Source organism: Bacillus sp. N13C7 (genome assembly GCF_026790065.1).
Classification (GTDB): Bacteria; Bacillota; Bacilli; order Bacillales; family Bacillaceae; genus Bacillus.
In genome coordinates this window covers 25,096-44,245 of sequence record NZ_JALAMO010000017.1, presented here as the reverse complement: position 1 = coordinate 44,245, position 19,150 = coordinate 25,096, and the positions used below count along the sequence as shown (strand labels likewise).

Genomic DNA, 19,150 nt, shown 5'->3' with positions numbered 1-19,150 from the left:
AATACTGTATAATATTTCTATCTACGTGCGCCGGGGGGATCGGAGTGAATCTACAGAACAACAAGGGAAAATTCAACAAAGAGCAGTTTTGCCAGTTGGAGGACGAGCAGGTCATTGAAAAGGTTCATGTTGGGGACAGTGATGCGTTAGATTACTTGATTACGAAGTACCGAAACTTTGTTCGGGCAAAAGCAAGATCCTATTTTTTAATAGGAGCGGACAGAGAGGATATTGTTCAGGAAGGTATGATAGGCCTCTATAAGTCTATTCGTGACTTCAAAGAGGACAAGCTTACCTCATTCAAAGCTTTCGCAGAATTATGTATTACCCGCCAAATTATTACCGCAATAAAGACAGCTACTCGCCAGAAACACATTCCTTTGAATTCCTACGTCTCATTAGATAAGCCGATTTTTGATGAAGAATCGGACCGAACGCTGCTTGATGTCATTTCAGGAGCGAAAACCTTAAATCCTGAAGAAATGATTATCAATCAAGAAGAATTTGATGATATTGAAATGAAAATGGGAGAACTATTAAGTGATTTAGAGAGAAAAGTACTCGTCTTATATCTTGATGGAAGAAGTTACCAGGAGATTTCCGATGAACTGAACAGGCATGTGAAATCAATCGACAATGCCCTTCAGCGGGTGAAACGCAAGCTGGAGAAGTACTTGGAAATTCGCGAAATCAGTTTGTAATAGGGATTTATGCTATATTGACAGTATTTTTCTGACTATGATATGTTACTAAAGATAAACTAATGTCTATTTAGAAAAAGGTGTAATGACATGAGAAAAAAGATTACGCTAGCATGCAAGACATGCGGAAACCGTAATTATACGACAATGAAGAGCTCTGCATCAGCGGCTGAGCGATTAGAAGTAAAGAAATACTGCAGTACTTGCAATTCACATACAGCTCATCTTGAAACAAAATAGTTTTTGCGCTTTTAAATTGTGGAGGTCTTTTACATGCGTATTATGAGATTCTTTAAAGATGTTGGGAAAGAAATGAAAAAGGTAAGCTGGCCTAAAGGAAAAGAGTTAACGCGTTATACCGTTACGGTGATTTCAACAGTTATCTTTTTTGTTATCTTTTTTGCCCTCCTTGACACAGGAATTTCTCAATTAATTCGTTTAATAGTTGAATAATGATCAGCAATACGTGCTATAATAGATCATAATATCACTTGCCAAAACCCGTTCAGCGGGTTTTTTATTGTGGCTTAAAATGAAAGTTATCATAGGCTTGCCGCCTATTTTTTGCTTGAAGCGTTATGGTCATTCACTAAAACCAAATGCGGGGAGGGAAGGACTGGACAGTCCTGAAGAGAATGGAAAAGAATTGGTATGTTGTTCACACGTACTCTGGTTATGAGAATAAAGTAAAAGCCAACTTGGAAAAACGTGTTGAATCAATGGGGATGCAGGATAAAATTTTCCGTGTAGTCGTACCTGAAGAAGAAGAAACGGATATCAAAAACGGCAAGAAGAAAGTCGTGAAAAAGAAAGTATTCCCTGGTTATGTGCTTGTTGAAATTGTAATGACAGACGACTCTTGGTATGTTGTGCGCAACACGCCGGGCGTTACTGGATTCGTAGGATCTGCCGGCTCTGGTTCAAAACCGACGCCGCTGCTTCCTGGCGAAGCAGAAACCATTCTGAAGAGAATGGGCATGGATGAACGCAAAACTGATATTGACTTTGAACTGAAAGAAACAGTGAAAGTAATAGACGGGCCTTTTGCGAACTTTACCGGATCAATTGAAGAGATTGATTATGATAAAAGCAAGGTCAAAGTTTTCGTTAATATGTTCGGCCGTGAAACCCCGGTTGAGCTGGAATTTACCCAAATCGATAAATTGTAATGTGAAAAAACTTGAAATTGCTATATATAAATGATAATATAGCAAAGGTACGTCTTGGACTTATCCAAGGCAACTAGCTTGATATTTCGTCATTCATATAAAGAATGAAACCTTGAGTGGGAGGGTTTACCCTATTACCACATCACGGACTTAAGGAGGTGTGTCTCGTGGCTAAAAAAGTAGTAAAAGTTGTAAAATTGCAAATTCCTGCTGGAAAAGCTAACCCAGCGCCACCAGTTGGACCTGCACTTGGTCAAGCCGGTGTTAACATCATGGGATTCTGTAAGGAGTTTAACGCTCGTACAGCTGACCAAGCTGGTTTAATCATTCCTGTTGAAATTTCGGTTTACGAAGACCGTTCATTTACATTTATTACAAAAACTCCACCTGCTGCAGTATTGCTTAAAAAAGCAGCTGGAATTGAGTCTGGTTCTGGTGAACCAAACCGTAATAAAGTGGCAACCGTTAAGCGCGATAAAGTACGCGAAATCGCTGAAACGAAAATGCCTGACTTAAACGCAGCAGACGTTGAAGCGGCAATGCGCATGGTTGAAGGTACTGCCCGCAGTATGGGTATTGTAATCGAGGATTAATTTGTTTCTTGTCGGGTTGCGAGTTTTCACAAGTTCGCAACCCTTATTCGTGGGAGGTTATTCCGCTATAACCACATAAGGAGGAAATTTTAAAATGGCTAAAAAAGGTAAAAAGTACGTTGAAGCTGCTAAGCTTGTAGACCGTTCAAAAGCTTACGACGTTTCTGAAGCAGTAGCTCTCGTTAAAAAAACAAACACAGCTAAATTCGACGCTACAGTTGAAGTAGCTTTCCGTCTAGGGGTTGACCCTCGTAAAAACGACCAGCAAATCCGTGGAGCAGTTGTTCTTCCAAACGGAACTGGTAAAACTCAGCGCGTTCTCGTTTTCGCAAAAGGCGAAAAAGCGAAAGAAGCTGAAGCTGCTGGTGCAGATTTCGTTGGCGATACTGACTACATCAACAAAATTCAACAAGGCTGGTTCGATTTTGATGTAATCGTAGCTACACCTGACATGATGGGTGAAGTTGGTAAAATCGGTCGTGTACTTGGACCAAAAGGTTTAATGCCAAACCCTAAAACTGGTACAGTTACTTTCGAAGTTGAAAAAGCTGTTAATGAAATCAAAGCTGGTAAAGTTGAATACCGTGTTGATAAAGCTGGAAACATCCATGTTCCTATCGGTAAAGTTTCTTTCGAGGATGAAAAACTTGTTGAGAACTTCACAACAATGTACGATACAATCCTGAAAGCTAAACCTGCTGCAGCAAAAGGCGTATACGTGAAAAACGTTGCTGTAACTTCTACTATGGGACCTGGTGTTAAAGTAGACGCTTCAACTTTCAACGTAAAATAATATTGACATGACATCAACATTCTGATATGATTCAAAATGTTGTAAAATAGAATATCATTTATACCGTAGACAGTAGGGGCCTAACCGCTTAATCATCCTACCGAGGTGTATATTATCACAGCTATTACGTTACGTATGCTTGTATATACAGCCTCCATGTCTCATGGAGGCTTTTTATATGGAATCCGTCGTCTCAGTCGTGATCACCTAACGGTATAAGTGTTACACAAGAATCTACAGGAGGTGTAACCATGAGCAGCGCAATTGAAACAAAAAAAGTTGTTGTTGAAGAAATTGCTTCTAAACTGAAAGAAAGTAAATCAACGATCATCGTTGACTATCGCGGACTTAACGTTTCTGAAGTAACAGAACTTCGTAAACAGCTTCGCGAAGCTAACGTTGAGTTCAAAGTTTACAAAAATACGATGACTCGCCGTGCGGTTGAACAAGCTGAGCTTAATGGTTTGAATGATTTTCTAACTGGACCGAACGCGATCGCATTCAGCACTGAAGATGTTGTCGCTCCGGCTAAAGTTCTTAATGACTTCGCTAAAAATCACGAAGCTCTTGAAATCAAAGCTGGCGTTATCGAAGGTAAAGTTTCTACTGTTGAAGAAGTGAAAGCTCTTGCTGAACTTCCATCACGCGAAGGCTTGCTTTCTATGTTGCTTAGCGTACTTCAAGCTCCAGTTCGCAACTTTGCTCTTGCTGCAAAAGCTGTGGCAGAACAAAAGGAAGAACAAGGCGCTTAATCTAATCAGTTTTTCATAAATTAAAACAAAATGGAGGAATTACAAATGGCTTTAAATATCGAAGAAATCATTGCTTCCGTTAAAGAAGCAACTGTACTTGAATTGAACGACCTAGTAAAAGCAATCGAAGAAGAATTTGGCGTAACTGCTGCTGCACCTGTAGCTGTAGCTGGCGGAGCTGCTGCAGGCGGCGCTGCTGAAGAGCAAAGCGAATTCGACCTTATCCTTGCTGGTGCAGGTTCTCAAAAAATCAAAGTTATCAAAGTTGTACGTGAAATCACTGGTCTTGGCTTGAAAGAAGCTAAAGAACTTGTTGACAACACTCCAAAACCACTTAAAGAAGGTATTGCTAAAGAAGAAGCTGAAGAGCTTAAAGCTAAACTTGAAGAAGTTGGCGCTTCTGTAGAAGTTAAGTAATCTTCACTTACCTGTAGGGGAAGCTCGCTTTTATGAGGCGGGCTTTTTCTTTGCCATTCTTTAAGCCATAAAAAAGGAGGTTCTAATAATGAGTGAGCATTATTATTCAGAAAAACCTTCAGTACAAAGCAACAGGCAAACCTGGTCTTTCCGGCTTCGTAATAAAGATTTCACGTTTACCAGCGACAGCGGGGTTTTTTCGAAAAAGGAAGTTGATTTCGGCTCCCGTCTGCTGATCGATTCTTTTGAAGAGCCTGAAGTTGAGGGCAGCTTTCTGGATGTAGGCTGCGGATACGGCCCAATTGGTTTATCACTGGCTAGCGACTTTAAAGACCGGACCATCCACATGATTGACGTTAATGAGAGAGCCGTAGAGCTATCAAATGAAAATGCGGAACAAAACGGAATAACAAACGTTAAGATTTATCAGAGTGATTTGTTTTCGAACGTTGATTCTGCTCAAACATTTGCTTCTATTCTTACAAATCCCCCAATCCGAGCCGGAAAAAAAGTTGTCCATGCTATCTTTGAGAAAAGCGCTGAACACTTAAAAGCTTCAGGTGAGTTGTGGATCGTCATACAGAAAAAGCAAGGCGCGCCTTCTGCCATTGAAAAGCTCGAGGAATTGTTCGATGAAGTTTCAGTCTTTCAAAAAAAGAAAGGCTATTATATCATAAAAGCAAAAAAAGTTTGACTCGGTATTTTAGCTATGTTAATATTATAAAATGCCAATGTATATATTTTGCTTGATATGATGAAATGTCAATATCTATGTATAAATTATACAAGTATGGAAATGCTAATAAAATCGGTATTTGTTTTTGGATGTGGTTTTCTTAATTAGAAACCCTTTTTTCTTTTGTCTTGTAAAAGTATTTTCTTTCTTAGAAAGAAGAAAATGCTTATTACACATATAATACGCATGATTTGAGGGGTGAATCAGTTGACAGGTCAACTAGTTCAGTATGGACGACACCGCCAGCGCAGAAGCTATGCTCGCATTAGCGAAGTGTTAGAATTACCAAATCTCATTGAAATTCAAACCTCTTCTTATCAGTGGTTTCTTGATGAGGGTCTTAGAGAGATGTTTCAAGACATATCGCCAATTGAGGATTTCACTGGTAACCTCTCTCTTGAGTTCATTGATTATAGTTTAGGTGAGCCTAAATATCCTGTAGAGGAATCAAAAGAACGTGATGTGACTTACTCAGCTCCGCTAAGAGTGAAGGTTCGTTTAATTAACAAAGAAACTGGAGAGGTAAAAGACCAAGATGTCTTCATGGGAGATTTCCCTATTATGACAGACACAGGTACTTTTATCATTAACGGTGCGGAACGCGTTATCGTTTCCCAGCTTGTACGGTCTCCAAGTGTATATTTCAGTGGTAAAGTAGACAAAAACGGTAAAAAAGGTTTTACCGCAACTGTCATTCCAAACCGTGGCGCATGGTTAGAATACGAAACTGATGCGAAAGATGTTGTTTATGTCCGCATTGATCGCACACGTAAGTTGCCGGTTACGGTTCTTTTGCGTGCTCTCGGCTTCGGCTCCGATCAAGAGATTCTTGATCTCATAGGAGAAAATGAATACCTGCGAAATACGCTTGATAAAGATAACACAGAAAACAGCGACAAAGCGCTGCTTGAAATTTACGAGCGCCTCCGTCCTGGAGAGCCGCCTACAGTAGAAAATGCGAAAAGCTTGCTTGATTCTCGTTTCTTTGATCCGAAACGATACGATCTTGCCAATGTAGGACGCTATAAAATTAATAAAAAACTTCATATTAAGAATCGCCTCTTTAATCAGAGACTTGCTGAAACGCTTGTTGACCCAGAAACAGGAGAAATCCTGGCTGAAAAAGGTCAGATTCTTGATAGAAGAACACTTGATAAAGTACTGCCATACTTAGAAAACGGAATCGGTTTCAGAAAGCTGTATCCGAATGGCGGCGTTGTTGAAGATGAAGTAACCCTTCAATCAATTAAAATCTTTGCTCCGACTGATCAAGAAGGAGAACAGGTTATTAATGTAATCGGCAATGCTTACATTGAAGAAGAGATTAAAAACATTACACCTGCTGATATTATTTCTTCTATCAGCTACTTCTTCAATCTGCTGCACGGAGTAGGCGACACTGATGATATTGATCATCTTGGAAACCGCCGTTTACGTTCTGTAGGCGAGCTTCTCCAGAACCAATTCCGTATCGGTTTAAGCCGTATGGAGCGTGTGGTTCGTGAGAGAATGTCAATTCAAGATACGAATACAATTACGCCTCAGCAGCTGATCAATATTCGTCCTGTTATTGCGTCCATTAAAGAGTTCTTTGGAAGCTCTCAGCTTTCTCAATTCATGGATCAGACGAACCCGCTTGCTGAATTAACGCACAAGCGCCGTCTGTCAGCATTAGGACCGGGCGGATTGACACGTGAGCGTGCCGGAATGGAAGTGCGTGACGTTCACTACTCCCACTATGGCCGTATGTGTCCGATTGAAACGCCTGAGGGCCCGAACATCGGTTTGATCAACTCACTTTCATCTTATGCAAAAGTAAACCGTTTTGGCTTCATTGAAACGCCGTATCGCCGCGTTGACCCAGAAACAGGGAAGGTAACGGGCAGAATCGATTACTTAACTGCTGATGAAGAGGATAACTACGTTGTCGCTCAAGCGAACGCTCGTCTTGATGACGAAGGCGGATTTATTGATGACAGTATCGTAGCCCGTTTCCGCGGGGAGAACACCGTTGTTTCCAGAAACCGTGTGGACTACATGGATGTATCGCCTAAGCAGGTTGTTTCTGCTGCGACAGCATGTATCCCGTTCTTAGAAAACGATGACTCCAACCGTGCCCTCATGGGAGCGAACATGCAGCGTCAGGCTGTGCCTTTGATGCAGCCGGAAGCGCCATTCGTTGGAACTGGTATGGAATACGTATCAGGTAAAGACTCTGGTGCCGCTGTTATTTGTAAACACCCTGGTATCGTTGAACGCGTAGAAGCGAAAAACGTTTGGGTTCGCCGTTATGAAGAAGTAGACGGTCAAAAAGTTAAAGGAAACCTGGATAAATACAGCCTGCTGAAATTTGTCCGCTCTAACCAAGGTACGTGCTACAACCAGCGCCCGATCGTAAGTGTCGGCGATGAAGTGGTAAAAGGAGAAATCCTTGCTGACGGTCCTTCTATGGAGCTTGGTGAACTTGCACTTGGCCGTAACGTAATGGTCGGCTTCATGACATGGGATGGCTACAACTATGAGGATGCCATCATCATGAGTGAACGCCTTGTGAAGGATGATGTTTATACATCTATCCACATTGAAGAATATGAATCAGAAGCACGTGATACGAAACTTGGACCTGAAGAAATCACTCGTGATATACCAAACGTCGGTGAAGATGCGCTTCGCAATCTTGATGACCGCGGAATCATCCGTATTGGGGCAGAAGTAAAAGACGGAGATCTTCTTGTTGGTAAAGTAACGCCTAAAGGCGTAACTGAACTGACTGCAGAAGAACGCCTGCTTCACGCCATCTTTGGTGAAAAAGCCCGCGAGGTTCGTGATACTTCTCTTCGTGTGCCTCACGGCGGCGGCGGAATTATTCACGACGTTAAAGTCTTCAACCGTGAAGACGGAGATGAACTTCCTCCAGGTGTTAACCAGTTGGTGCGCGTATATATCGTTCAGAAACGTAAGATTTCTGAAGGGGATAAAATGGCCGGTCGTCACGGTAACAAAGGTGTTATCTCTAAGATTCTTCCTGAAGAGGATATGCCTTACCTTCCTGACGGCACACCAATTGATATCATGCTTAACCCGCTGGGCGTACCATCTCGTATGAACATCGGGCAGGTATTGGAGCTTCATATGGGTATGGCCGCTCGTTATCTCGGCATTCACATCGCATCTCCTGTATTTGACGGAGCGCGTGAAGAGGATGTCTGGGAAACACTTGAAGAGGCCGGCATGTCTCGTGACGCCAAAACAGTGCTTTACGACGGACGTACTGGTGAACCGTTTGATAACCGTGTATCTGTCGGTATCATGTACATGATCAAACTGGCCCACATGGTTGACGATAAACTTCATGCACGTTCTACTGGTCCTTACTCACTTGTTACGCAGCAGCCTCTTGGCGGTAAAGCGCAATTTGGCGGACAGCGTTTCGGTGAGATGGAGGTTTGGGCACTTGAAGCTTACGGTGCGGCTTACACTCTTCAAGAAATTCTGACTGTTAAGTCTGATGACGTGGTTGGACGTGTGAAAACATATGAAGCCATCGTTAAAGGCGACAACGTTCCTGAACCAGGTGTTCCGGAATCATTCAAAGTATTAATCAAAGAACTTCAAAGCTTAGGTATGGATGTCAAAATCCTCTCCAGTGATGAAGAAGAAATAGAAATGAGAGATTTAGAAGACGAAGAAGATGCGAAACAAGCTGACGGCCTGGCATTATCAGGTGATGAAGAGCCGGAAGAAACAGCATCTGCAGACGTTGAACGCGATGTAGTAACAAAAGAATAATCTCTAGTTATAAAGGCAAGTGACATCGGTTAATCCGAAGATAAAAAGGGAGGTAGGCCCCTTGCTAGATGTGAACAATTTTGAGTATATGAACATCGGTCTTGCTTCACCGGATAAAATCCGTTCATGGTCTTTTGGTGAAGTGAAAAAGCCTGAAACGATAAACTATCGTACGTTAAAACCTGAAAAGGACGGTCTATTCTGCGAACGCATTTTCGGACCGACTAAGGACTGGGAATGTCATTGCGGGAAGTACAAGCGAGTTCGTTATAAAGGCGTAGTTTGTGACCGCTGCGGAGTCGAAGTAACACGGGCTAAAGTCCGTCGTGAGAGAATGGGGCACATTGAACTGGCTGCCCCAGTTTCCCACATTTGGTATTTCAAAGGTATTCCAAGCCGTATGGGTCTTGTGCTGGATATGTCACCTCGTGCTTTAGAGGAAGTCATTTACTTTGCTTCTTACGTTGTAACTGATCCGGCAAACACACCGCTTGAAAAGAAACAGCTTCTGTCTGAGAAGGAATACCGTGCTTATCTTGATAAATACGGTAATAAATTCCAAGCGTCTATGGGTGCAGAAGCGATTCACAAACTTCTTCAAGATATCGATCTTGTAAAAGAAGTGGATATGTTAAAAGAAGAGCTGAAAACATCACAAGGTCAGCGTCGTACTCGTGCGATCAAACGCCTTGAAGTTTTAGAAGCCTTCCGTAACTCAGGAAACAAGCCTTCTTGGATGATCCTTGATGTGCTGCCTGTTATTCCTCCTGAGCTTAGACCGATGGTTCAGCTAGATGGCGGACGTTTTGCGACTTCTGATTTGAACGACCTTTATCGTCGTGTCATCAACCGTAACAATCGTTTGAAACGCCTTCTGGACCTTGGTGCGCCTAGCATCATCGTTCAAAACGAAAAACGTATGCTTCAAGAGGCTGTCGATGCCCTAATTGACAACGGCCGCCGCGGACGTCCTGTAACAGGTCCTGGTAACAGACCGTTAAAATCTCTTTCTCACATGCTGAAAGGGAAGCAAGGTCGTTTCCGTCAAAACCTTCTTGGTAAACGTGTCGATTACTCCGGACGTTCTGTAATCGTTGTTGGTCCTCATTTAAAAATGTACCAATGCGGATTACCGAAGGAAATGGCGCTTGAACTTTTCAAACCTTTCGTTATGAAAGAGCTTGTTGAAAAAGGTCTTGCTCACAACATTAAGAGTGCGAAACGCAAAATTGAGCGCGTACAGCCTGAAGTATGGGATGTACTGGAATCAGTTATTAAGGAGCATCCGGTACTTCTGAACCGTGCCCCTACACTTCACAGATTGGGTATCCAAGCGTTTGAACCAACACTTGTTGAAGGACGCGCAATCCGTCTTCACCCGCTCGTATGTACAGCTTATAACGCTGACTTTGACGGTGACCAAATGGCGGTACACGTACCATTATCTGCTGAAGCACAAGCTGAGGCACGCATCTTGATGCTTGCTGCCCAAAACATCTTGAACCCTAAAGATGGTAAACCGGTTGTAACGCCGTCTCAGGATATGGTACTGGGTAACTACTACCTGACTCTTGAGCGTGCCGGTGCTGTCGGTGAAGGTATGGTCTTCAAGAATACTGATGAAGCGCTTCTCGCGTATCAAAACGGATATGTTCACCTTCATACGAGAGTGGCTGTTGCAGCGAACTCCCTTAAGAATGTGACATTTACCGAAGAACAGCGCTCAAAATTGTTAATTACAACTGTCGGTAAGCTGATCTTCAATGAAATTCTTCCGGAATCATTCCCTTACATGAATGAACCAACGAAGAGCAATATTGAAGAGAAAACACCTGACCGTTTCTTCTTAGAAAAAGGTGCTGATGTTAAAGCTATCATTGCACAGCAGCCAATCAATGCACCATTTAAAAAAGGTATTCTGGGTAAAATCATCGCGGAAATCTTTAAACGATTCCATATCACGGAAACGTCTAAAATGCTTGACCGCATGAAAAACCTAGGTTTCAAATATTCAACAAAAGCTGGTATTACAGTTGGGGTTTCTGACATCGTCGTACTCGATGATAAACAAGAAATTCTTGAGGAAGCGCAAAGCAAAGTTGATAACGTTATGAAGCAGTTCCGCCGCGGTCTTATTACAGAAGAAGAGCGCTATGAGAGAGTCATCTCTATCTGGAGTGCTGCAAAAGACGTTATCCAAGGCAAACTGATGAAATCACTTGATGAACTCAACCCGATCTACATGATGAGTGACTCTGGTGCCCGTGGTAACGCGTCTAACTTTACGCAGCTTGCCGGAATGCGCGGTCTGATGGCCAACCCGGCTGGACGTATCATTGAGTTGCCGATCAAATCAAGTTTCCGTGAAGGTCTGACAGTATTGGAGTACTTTATCTCCACTCACGGTGCGCGTAAAGGTCTTGCCGATACCGCCCTTAAAACTGCTGACTCAGGTTACCTTACACGCCGTCTCGTTGACGTTGCGCAAGATGTTATCATTCGTGAAACTGATTGTGGAACTGACCGAGGCATCCTTGCTAAGCCTCTTAAAGAAGGAACTGAAACCATTGAGCGTTTAGAAGAACGCTTAGTCGGCCGTTTTGCACGAAAACAAGTGAAGCACCCTGAAACAGGTGAAGTGCTTGTTAATGAAAACGAACTGATCGATGAAGATAAGGCTTTAGAAATTGTGGAAGCTGGAATTGAAGAAGTGTGGATCCGTTCTGCCTTCACATGTAATACGCCTCATGGTGTATGTAAACGATGCTATGGCCGAAATCTTGCAACTGGATCCGATGTTGAAGTCGGTGAAGCTGTCGGTATCATTGCTGCCCAATCAATCGGTGAGCCTGGTACGCAGTTAACAATGCGTACATTCCATACAGGCGGGGTTGCCGGAGACGATATCACACAGGGTCTTCCGCGTATTCAAGAGCTTTTCGAAGCACGTAATCCGAAAGGTCAGGCAACAATTACAGAGATCGACGGTACAGTCGTTGAGATCAATGAAGTTCGTGATAAGCAACAGGAAATTGTGGTTCAAGGCGCAGTAGAAACACGTTCTTATACGGCACCTTATAACTCCCGCTTGAAAGTAGCGGAAGGAGATAAAATTACTCGAGGCCAAGTACTGACAGAAGGTTCAATCGATCCGAAAGAGCTTCTCAAAGTGACTGACCTGACTACTGTTCAAGAGTATCTTCTCCATGAGGTTCAAAAGGTTTACCGTATGCAGGGTGTTGAAATTGGTGATAAACACGTAGAGGTAATGGTTCGCCAGATGCTTCGCAAAGTCCGCGTGATTGACGCTGGTGACACTGATGTGCTTCCAGGTACATTGCTTGATATTCACCAATTTACTGAAGCGAACAAAAAGGTATTGCTTGAAGGCAATCGTCCTGCTACAGGGCGTCCTGTCTTACTCGGTATTACAAAAGCATCTCTTGAGACAGATTCATTCTTATCTGCTGCTTCCTTCCAGGAAACCACACGTGTCCTTACAGATGCAGCAATTAAAGGTAAGCGTGACGAGCTTCTCGGCTTGAAAGAGAATGTTATCATCGGTAAGCTTGTTCCAGCTGGTACAGGTATGATGAAATACCGTAAAGTAAAGCCAGTTTCAAATGTTCAGCCAACTGAAGACATGGTTCCGGTTGAATAATTGATTTAAAACTGCTGAAAGACTGCCAAAACAGTCTTTCAGCAGATATATTTAATGAAAAAATCACTCTATGAGATGAGCGAAACTAAAAAATGTCATACCTTGTTGACATTCGTCTCCTAGAATGATAATATAACCAAGGTGCTCGAAATAAACCTGTTACTTTGGAGGATATGTTTATGTCTTATGATAAAGTATCACAGGCCAAATCAATTATTATTGGTACGAAGCAAACAGTGAAAGCTCTAAAACGAGGTTCAGTAAAGGAAGTAGTCGTTGCAAAAGATGCAGATCCGGTACTCACGTCAAGTGTAGTTTCACTTGCGGAAGATCAAGGGATCTCTGTCTCAATGGTTGAATCCATGAAAAAGCTCGGCAAAGCCTGCGGAATTGAGGTAGGAGCAGCCGCTGTTGCCATTATTTTATAACGTACTTTTGTTTTTGCGTAAGATTTCATCTTGTGTAAAGACATTGTTTTTTGCCTTTTGATGAACCACCTGGGTATGTGGGTTATAAAACGCAATGAAGGGAGGAAAATAATATGCCTACAATTAATCAGCTAATTCGCAAAGGACGCGTGAGTAAAGTAGAAAACTCAAAGTCTCCTGCACTTAACAAAGGATACAACAGCTTTAAAAAAGAGCACACTAACGTATCTTCTCCACAAAAACGCGGGGTATGTACTCGTGTTGGTACAATGACACCGAAAAAACCGAACTCAGCACTTCGTAAATATGCTCGTGTTCGTTTAACTAACGGAATCGAGGTTACTGCTTACATTCCTGGTATCGGTCACAACCTGCAAGAGCACAGTGTTGTACTTATCCGCGGCGGACGTGTAAAGGACTTACCAGGGGTACGTTACCACATCGTTCGTGGTGCGCTTGACACTGCTGGAGTTGAAAACCGTGCGCAAGGCCGTTCTAAATACGGTACGAAAAAACCTAAAGCAAAATAATAAACGAAAATACGCATAATTGATGAAGGGAGGATATTCAGATGCCACGTAAAGGTCCTGTAGCAAAAAGAGACGTTTTACCTGATCCGATTTACAACTCTAAGCTTGTATCTCGTCTAATCAACAAAATGATGATCGATGGTAAAAAAGGTAAGTCTCAAACAATCCTATACAAGTCATTCGATATCATTAAAGAACGTACTGGCAATGATGCAATGGAGGTTTTCGAACAAGCATTGAAAAACATCATGCCTGTACTTGAAGTAAAAGCACGCCGTGTAGGTGGTGCGAACTACCAAGTTCCTGTAGAAGTTCGTCCTGAACGTCGTACGACTCTTGGACTTCGCTGGTTAGTTAACTACGCTCGTCTTCGCGGTGAAAAAACGATGGAAGAGCGTTTAGCTAACGAAATCCTTGACGCAGCTAACAACACTGGTGCTGCTGTTAAGAAACGTGAAGACACTCACAAGATGGCTGAAGCAAACAAAGCATTTGCTCACTATCGCTGGTAGGATTTATATATTAACAAAACACAATTTCCTAATAAGGAAGGAGAAATTACCCAATGGCAAGAGAGTTCTCCTTAGAAAAAACTCGTAATATCGGAATCATGGCTCACATCGATGCCGGTAAAACGACTACTACAGAACGTATCTTGTTCTATACTGGTCGTATCCACAAGATTGGTGAAACTCACGAAGGAGCTTCACAAATGGACTGGATGGAGCAGGAACAAGAACGTGGTATCACAATCACTTCCGCTGCGACAACTGCACAGTGGAAAGGATACCGCGTAAACATCATCGATACTCCAGGACACGTAGACTTCACAGTTGAAGTTGAACGTTCTCTTCGTGTACTTGATGGTGCTGTTGCTGTACTTGACGCTCAATCAGGCGTTGAGCCTCAAACAGAAACTGTTTGGCGTCAGGCAACAACTTACGGAGTACCTCGTATCGTTTTTGTTAACAAAATGGACAAAATAGGTGCGGACTTCCTTTACTCTGTAGGAACTTTAAGAGACCGTCTTCAAGCAAACGCTCATGCAATTCAATTGCCGATCGGTGCTGAAGATAACTTCGAAGGTATCATCGACCTTGTAGAAAACGTTGCGTATTTCTATGAAGATGACCTTGGAACTCGCTCTGATGCGAAAGAAATCCCTGAAGAGTACAAAGAGCAAGCTGAAGAGCTTCGCAACAGTCTTATTGAAGCTGTATGTGAGCTTGATGAAGAGCTTATGGATAAATACCTTGAGGGTGAAGAAATCACGATTGACGAGTTAAAAGCAGGTATTCGTAAAGGTACATTAAATGTTGAGTTCTACCCTGTTCTTGTTGGTTCTGCCTTCAAAAACAAAGGTGTTCAACTAGTACTTGATGCTGTTCTTGACTACCTTCCTGCACCAACTGACGTTGCTGCAATCAAAGGTGTTCGTCCTGATACAAATGAAGAGATTGAGCGTCATTCTTCTGATGAAGAGCCATTCTCTGCATTAGCATTTAAAGTTATGACTGACCCTTACGTTGGTAAGCTGACGTTCTTCCGTGTGTACTCTGGAACACTTGATTCCGGTTCATACGTGAAAAACTCTACTAAAGGCAAACGTGAGCGTGTTGGACGTATTCTTCAAATGCACGCTAACAGCCGTGAAGAAATCTCTACTGTTTACGCAGGGGATATCGCAGCTGCTGTAGGTCTAAAAGATACTACTACTGGAGATACTCTATGTGATGAGAAGGATCTTGTTATCCTTGAGTCAATGGAATTCCCAGAACCAGTTATCGACGTCGCTATTGAGCCTAAATCAAAAGCTGACCAAGATAAAATGGGTATCGCTTTAGCGAAACTTGCTGAAGAAGACCCTACATTCCGTACTCAAACAAACCCAGAAACTGGCCAAACGATCATCTCTGGTATGGGTGAACTTCACCTTGATATCATTGTTGACCGTATGAAACGCGAATTTAAAGTAGAAGCCAATGTTGGTGCTCCTCAGGTTGCGTACCGTGAAACATTCCGTACCGGTGCAAAAGTTGAAGGTAAATTCGTACGTCAGTCTGGTGGACGCGGTCAGTTCGGACACGTTTGGATCGAATTCGAACCAAACGAAGAAGGCGCTGGCTTTGAATTTGAAAATGCGATTGTCGGTGGGGTTGTTCCTCGTGAATACATCCCAGCTGTTCAAGCAGGTCTGGAAGATGCACTTGAAAATGGTGTACTAGCAGGCTTCCCGCTTATCGACATTAAAGCTAAACTTTTCGACGGTTCTTACCATGATGTTGACTCAAACGAAATGGCATTTAAAGTTGCTGCTTCTATGGCATTGAAAAATGCAGTCAGCAAATGTAACCCAGTTCTTCTTGAACCAATCATGAAAGTAGAAGTGGTTATTCCAGAAGAATACATGGGAGATATCATGGGTGATATCACTTCACGTCGCGGACGCGTAGAAGGTATGGAAGCACGCGGTAACGCTCAAGTTGTTCGTGCTATGGTTCCTCTTGCTGAAATGTTCGGTTACGCTACTGCACTTCGTTCTAACACGCAAGGTCGCGGTACGTTCACTATGCACATGGATCACTACGAAGAAGTGCCGAAGAGCGTCGCAGAAGAAATTATCAAAAAAAATAAAGGCGAATAATTGATTTTGCCGCTTAACTCAAGTATAACTACTATTGTAAGATGAGGAAGTGAAAGCTTTCTTTCACTTCCTATCACTCTATACATTACTAATTAAAAGCTCTTAAGGAGGATTTTAGAATGGCTAAAGAAAAATTCGACCGTTCCAAATCACATGCCAATATTGGTACAATTGGACACGTTGACCATGGTAAAACAACTTTAACTGCTGCTATCACAACAGTACTTCATAAGAAATCTGGTAAAGGTACAGCTATGGCGTACGATCAAATTGATGGTGCACCAGAAGAACGCGAGCGCGGTATCACAATCTCTACTGCACACGTTGAGTACGAAACTGAAACTCGTCACTATGCACACGTTGACTGCCCAGGACACGCTGACTATGTTAAAAACATGATCACTGGTGCTGCGCAAATGGACGGAGCTATCCTTGTAGTATCTGCTGCTGATGGCCCAATGCCACAAACTCGTGAGCACATCCTTCTTTCTAAAAACGTTGGTGTGCCATACATCGTTGTATTCTTAAACAAATGCGACATGGTAGACGACGAAGAGCTTCTTGAACTAGTTGAAATGGAAGTTCGCGATCTTCTTAGCGAATATGACTTCCCTGGTGATGATGTACCAGTTGTTAAAGGTTCTGCTCTTAAAGCTCTTGAAGGAGATGCTGAGTGGGAAGCAAAAATCTTCGAACTTATGGATGCAGTTGATGAGTACATCCCAACTCCAGAACGTGACACTGAAAAACCATTCATGATGCCAGTTGAGGACGTATTCTCAATCACTGGTCGTGGTACAGTTGCTACTGGCCGTGTAGAACGCGGACAAGTTAAAGTCGGTGACGAAGTTGAAATCATCGGTCTTCAAGATGAGAACAAGAAAACAACTGTTACAGGTGTTGAAATGTTCCGTAAGCTTCTTGATTACGCTGAAGCTGGTGACAACATTGGTGCCCTTCTTCGCGGTGTATCTCGTGAAGAAATCCAACGTGGTCAAGTACTTGCTAAACCAGGTACAATCACTCCACACAGCAAATTCAAAGCTGAAGTTTACGTTCTTTCTAAAGAAGAGGGTGGACGTCATACTCCATTCTTCTCTAACTACCGTCCTCAGTTCTACTTCCGTACAACTGACGTAACTGGTATCATCCAACTTCCAGAAGGCGTAGAAATGGTTATGCCTGGAGACAACACTGAAATGAACGTTGAACTTATCTCTACAATCGCTATCGAAGAAGGAACTCGTTTCTCTATTCGTGAAGGCGGACGTACTGTTGGTTCAGGCGTTGTTTCTACAATCACTGAGTAATAGTATCATGATAAACGAGACCCCTGCGGGTCTCGTTTTTTGTTTACTTATCTTTTTCTTGTATAATAAGAGCTATCATATTTGAGGGGCTAATTTTTATGATTCCTGAAAAGAGATCAATCGCTATCATGAAAGAACTGAACATTGAAAATACCAAGCAAATGCTGATGATTAATGGAACTGATGTGAAGAATCCATTGCTGCTTTTTTTACATGGCGGTCCGGGGACACCCCAAATCGGATATGTTAGGCATTATCAAAAAGAACTGGAACAGCATTTTACAGTAGTACATTGGGATCAAAGAGGTTCAGGGCTTTCTTATTCAAAGAGAATTCCCCATCACTCCATGAACATTCAACATTTTATTAATGATGCAATTCATGTCACTCAATGGCTTCTAGCTCATTTTTCAAAAACAAAATTATATCTTGTCGGCCATTCGTGGGGCTCCCTGCTAGCACTTTATGTACTGCAGCAGCGTCCGGATTTGTTTTACGCGTACTATGGAATTAGCCAGGTTGTTAACCCTCTCTATGAAGAATCAGCTTCCTACCAATATCTACGCGAAATCTCTGATGCAAAGAGTGCAAGTATAATTTCTCCGCTCATACGCTTCATCGGCCCCCCGCCTTGGGAAAAGGATATCCAGCATCTTATTTATCGGTTTTGTATCGAGGTGAGCAGGGGAGGATTCACTTACCATCGTCGTCATATCTTTTCCGTATTTTTTCAAATGCTCACTGGCAGTGAGTATGGAATAAAAAACATGCACAAATTCCTGAAAGGACAGCGATTTGCCAAAAAACATTTAACTGATGAGTTGTACAGGTTTAATGCATTCACATCAGTTCCTTCTATTAAAGTACCATGTTATTTTATTTCGGGAAGACACGATTTAATTGTTCCTGCAGAAATTTCGAAACAGTATTATCGAAGGCTTGAGGCACCTGAAAAGCGCTGGCTTCAATTTGAGAATTCTGCTCATGCGCCGCATATCGAGGAGCCGTCATTATTTGCGAGCACACTAAATCTCCACGCATTGCACCACTTATGTTAGAGCCTTGATAAATAAGAAAAACACCTGTATAATAAAAAAAGTGTGCAAACCATGCATATATTAAATAAGTCTTGCAACATACGTCTATTTTCTGTATAATGGTGTATGTTGGTCTTTGACTGCGATGAAGTGAGAGGTTGCTGACACACCCGGCCGCTTTGCCATGGCAAGGTGTTCAGGTTTTTCTCACGGAGAACTGTCTAACGTGATGTAGGCGAAAAGGAGGGAAAATAATGGCAAAACAAAAAATTCGTATTCGTTTGAAAGCATATGATCATAGAATCCTTGATCAATCTGCAGAGAAGATTGTTGAAACGGCAAAACGTTCTGGTGCCAGCGTATCTGGTCCGATCCCATTGCCAACTGAAAAATCAGTTTACACAATCCTTCGTGCGGTGCACAAATACAAAGATTCTCGTGAGCAATTTGAAATGCGTACACATAAACGTTTAATCGACATTGTGAACCCAACACCACAAACTGTTGATGCTCTCATGCGATTAGATTTACCATCTGGTGTCGATATCGAAATTAAACTTTAATTCTAAAATATAGAATGATCTTAATAG

The 19,150-nt window shown here is 42.4% G+C and carries 18 protein-coding genes and 1 other annotated feature; all 18 genes read left to right on the top strand.

The features are described 5' to 3' along the window. Positions 1–44 precede the first annotated feature (44 nt). The 18 genes from sigH to rpsJ all read left to right on the top strand — a co-directional run bounded on the left by sigH (position 45) and on the right by rpsJ (position 19,123). A complete protein-coding gene (gene sigH, locus MOB98_RS17295) occupies positions 45–701 on the top strand; it encodes an RNA polymerase sporulation sigma factor SigH (RefSeq protein WP_003225758.1) in 657 nt (218 codons plus the stop codon). Positions 702–791: 90 nt separating this feature from the next. Then, positions 792–941: a 50S ribosomal protein L33 gene (gene rpmG / locus MOB98_RS17290; RefSeq protein WP_003156421.1), complete on the top strand. Its 150-nt coding sequence runs from the start codon at positions 792–794 to the stop codon at positions 939–941. Between the two features lie 33 nt (positions 942–974). Next, the gene (gene secE / locus MOB98_RS17285) at positions 975–1,154 is read left to right on the top strand and encodes a preprotein translocase subunit SecE (RefSeq protein WP_268362025.1); all 180 of its coding nucleotides are present in this window, start codon (positions 975–977) and stop codon (positions 1,152–1,154) included. A 182-nt stretch (positions 1,155–1,336) separates the two neighbouring features. Then, positions 1,337–1,870, top strand: a complete 534-nt coding sequence (gene nusG / locus MOB98_RS17280) for a transcription termination/antitermination protein NusG (RefSeq protein WP_003225764.1) — start codon at positions 1,337–1,339, stop codon at positions 1,868–1,870. Positions 1,871–2,037: 167 nt separating this feature from the next. Beyond that, the gene (gene rplK, locus MOB98_RS17275) at positions 2,038–2,463 is read left to right on the top strand and encodes a 50S ribosomal protein L11 (RefSeq protein WP_003156430.1); all 426 of its coding nucleotides are present in this window, start codon (positions 2,038–2,040) and stop codon (positions 2,461–2,463) included. A 94-nt stretch (positions 2,464–2,557) separates the two neighbouring features. Further along, positions 2,558–3,256, top strand: a complete 699-nt coding sequence (gene rplA / locus MOB98_RS17270; protein WP_268362031.1) for a 50S ribosomal protein L1 — start codon at positions 2,558–2,560, stop codon at positions 3,254–3,256. Positions 3,257–3,301: 45 nt separating this feature from the next. Then, positions 3,302–3,442, top strand: a sequence feature (ribosomal protein L10 leader region). Positions 3,443–3,507: 65 nt separating this feature from the next. Then, on the top strand, positions 3,508–4,008 hold the full coding sequence (gene rplJ, locus MOB98_RS17265) for a 50S ribosomal protein L10 (RefSeq protein ID WP_014662526.1): 501 nt from the start codon (positions 3,508–3,510) through the stop codon (positions 4,006–4,008). A 45-nt stretch (positions 4,009–4,053) separates the two neighbouring features. Further along, positions 4,054–4,425, top strand: a complete 372-nt coding sequence (rplL, locus tag MOB98_RS17260) for a 50S ribosomal protein L7/L12 (protein ID WP_003156436.1) — start codon at positions 4,054–4,056, stop codon at positions 4,423–4,425. Between the two features lie 88 nt (positions 4,426–4,513). Beyond that, a complete protein-coding gene (locus tag MOB98_RS17255) occupies positions 4,514–5,119 on the top strand; it encodes a class I SAM-dependent methyltransferase (protein WP_268362829.1) in 606 nt (201 codons plus the stop codon). A 249-nt stretch (positions 5,120–5,368) separates the two neighbouring features. Further along, on the top strand, positions 5,369–8,950 hold the full coding sequence (gene rpoB, locus MOB98_RS17250) for a DNA-directed RNA polymerase subunit beta (protein ID WP_268367364.1): 3,582 nt from the start codon (positions 5,369–5,371) through the stop codon (positions 8,948–8,950). 61 nt (positions 8,951–9,011) lie between these two features. Continuing rightward, complete coding sequence (gene rpoC / locus MOB98_RS17245) at positions 9,012–12,611, top strand: DNA-directed RNA polymerase subunit beta' (RefSeq protein ID WP_268367362.1); 3,600 nt, start codon at positions 9,012–9,014, stop codon at positions 12,609–12,611. 179 nt (positions 12,612–12,790) lie between these two features. Then, positions 12,791–13,039 carry a 50S ribosomal protein L7ae-like protein gene (locus MOB98_RS17240; protein ID WP_268367361.1) on the top strand — a complete coding sequence of 83 codons (249 nt, stop codon included), beginning with the start codon at positions 12,791–12,793 and terminating at the stop codon, positions 13,037–13,039. 113 nt (positions 13,040–13,152) lie between these two features. Next, positions 13,153–13,569: a 30S ribosomal protein S12 gene (rpsL, locus tag MOB98_RS17235; protein ID WP_003225781.1), complete on the top strand. Its 417-nt coding sequence runs from the start codon at positions 13,153–13,155 to the stop codon at positions 13,567–13,569. Between the two features lie 41 nt (positions 13,570–13,610). Continuing rightward, complete coding sequence (gene rpsG, locus MOB98_RS17230; RefSeq protein WP_003225784.1) at positions 13,611–14,081, top strand: 30S ribosomal protein S7; 471 nt, start codon at positions 13,611–13,613, stop codon at positions 14,079–14,081. 53 nt (positions 14,082–14,134) lie between these two features. Next, positions 14,135–16,213: an elongation factor G gene (gene fusA / locus MOB98_RS17225; RefSeq protein ID WP_268361319.1), complete on the top strand. Its 2,079-nt coding sequence runs from the start codon at positions 14,135–14,137 to the stop codon at positions 16,211–16,213. Positions 16,214–16,332: 119 nt separating this feature from the next. After that, positions 16,333–17,523 (top strand): elongation factor Tu, encoded by a 1,191-nt coding sequence (gene tuf, locus MOB98_RS17220; RefSeq protein WP_268361322.1) that lies wholly within the window; start codon positions 16,333–16,335, stop codon positions 17,521–17,523. A 98-nt stretch (positions 17,524–17,621) separates the two neighbouring features. After that, positions 17,622–18,581 (top strand): alpha/beta fold hydrolase, encoded by a 960-nt coding sequence (locus MOB98_RS17215; RefSeq protein ID WP_268361324.1) that lies wholly within the window; start codon positions 17,622–17,624, stop codon positions 18,579–18,581. 233 nt (positions 18,582–18,814) lie between these two features. After that, on the top strand, positions 18,815–19,123 hold the full coding sequence (gene rpsJ / locus MOB98_RS17210) for a 30S ribosomal protein S10 (RefSeq protein WP_003156464.1): 309 nt from the start codon (positions 18,815–18,817) through the stop codon (positions 19,121–19,123). Positions 19,124–19,150: the final 27 nt, after the last annotated feature.

Excerpts from the sequence above, each read along its gene's own strand:
- MOB98_RS17215 (WP_268361324.1), top strand. The coding sequence starts at position 17,622 with ATGATTCCTGAAAAGAGATCAATCGCTATCATGAAAGAACTGAACATT.
- rpsL (WP_003225781.1), top strand. The coding sequence starts at position 13,153 with ATGCCTACAATTAATCAGCTAATTCGCAAAGGACGCGTGAGTAAAGTA.
- rpmG (WP_003156421.1), top strand. The coding sequence starts at position 792 with ATGAGAAAAAAGATTACGCTAGCATGCAAGACATGCGGAAACCGTAAT.
- MOB98_RS17255 (WP_268362829.1), top strand. The coding sequence starts at position 4,514 with ATGAGTGAGCATTATTATTCAGAAAAACCTTCAGTACAAAGCAACAGG.
- rplJ (WP_014662526.1), top strand. The coding sequence starts at position 3,508 with ATGAGCAGCGCAATTGAAACAAAAAAAGTTGTTGTTGAAGAAATTGCT.
- tuf (WP_268361322.1), top strand. The coding sequence starts at position 16,333 with ATGGCTAAAGAAAAATTCGACCGTTCCAAATCACATGCCAATATTGGT.
- nusG (WP_003225764.1), top strand. The coding sequence starts at position 1,337 with ATGGAAAAGAATTGGTATGTTGTTCACACGTACTCTGGTTATGAGAAT.
- fusA (WP_268361319.1), top strand. The coding sequence starts at position 14,135 with ATGGCAAGAGAGTTCTCCTTAGAAAAAACTCGTAATATCGGAATCATG.
- rpsG (WP_003225784.1), top strand. The coding sequence starts at position 13,611 with ATGCCACGTAAAGGTCCTGTAGCAAAAAGAGACGTTTTACCTGATCCG.
- rplA (WP_268362031.1), top strand. The coding sequence starts at position 2,558 with ATGGCTAAAAAAGGTAAAAAGTACGTTGAAGCTGCTAAGCTTGTAGAC.
- MOB98_RS17240 (WP_268367361.1), top strand. The coding sequence starts at position 12,791 with ATGTCTTATGATAAAGTATCACAGGCCAAATCAATTATTATTGGTACG.
- secE (WP_268362025.1), top strand. The coding sequence starts at position 975 with ATGCGTATTATGAGATTCTTTAAAGATGTTGGGAAAGAAATGAAAAAG.
- rplL (WP_003156436.1), top strand. The coding sequence starts at position 4,054 with ATGGCTTTAAATATCGAAGAAATCATTGCTTCCGTTAAAGAAGCAACT.
- rpsJ (WP_003156464.1), top strand. The coding sequence starts at position 18,815 with ATGGCAAAACAAAAAATTCGTATTCGTTTGAAAGCATATGATCATAGA.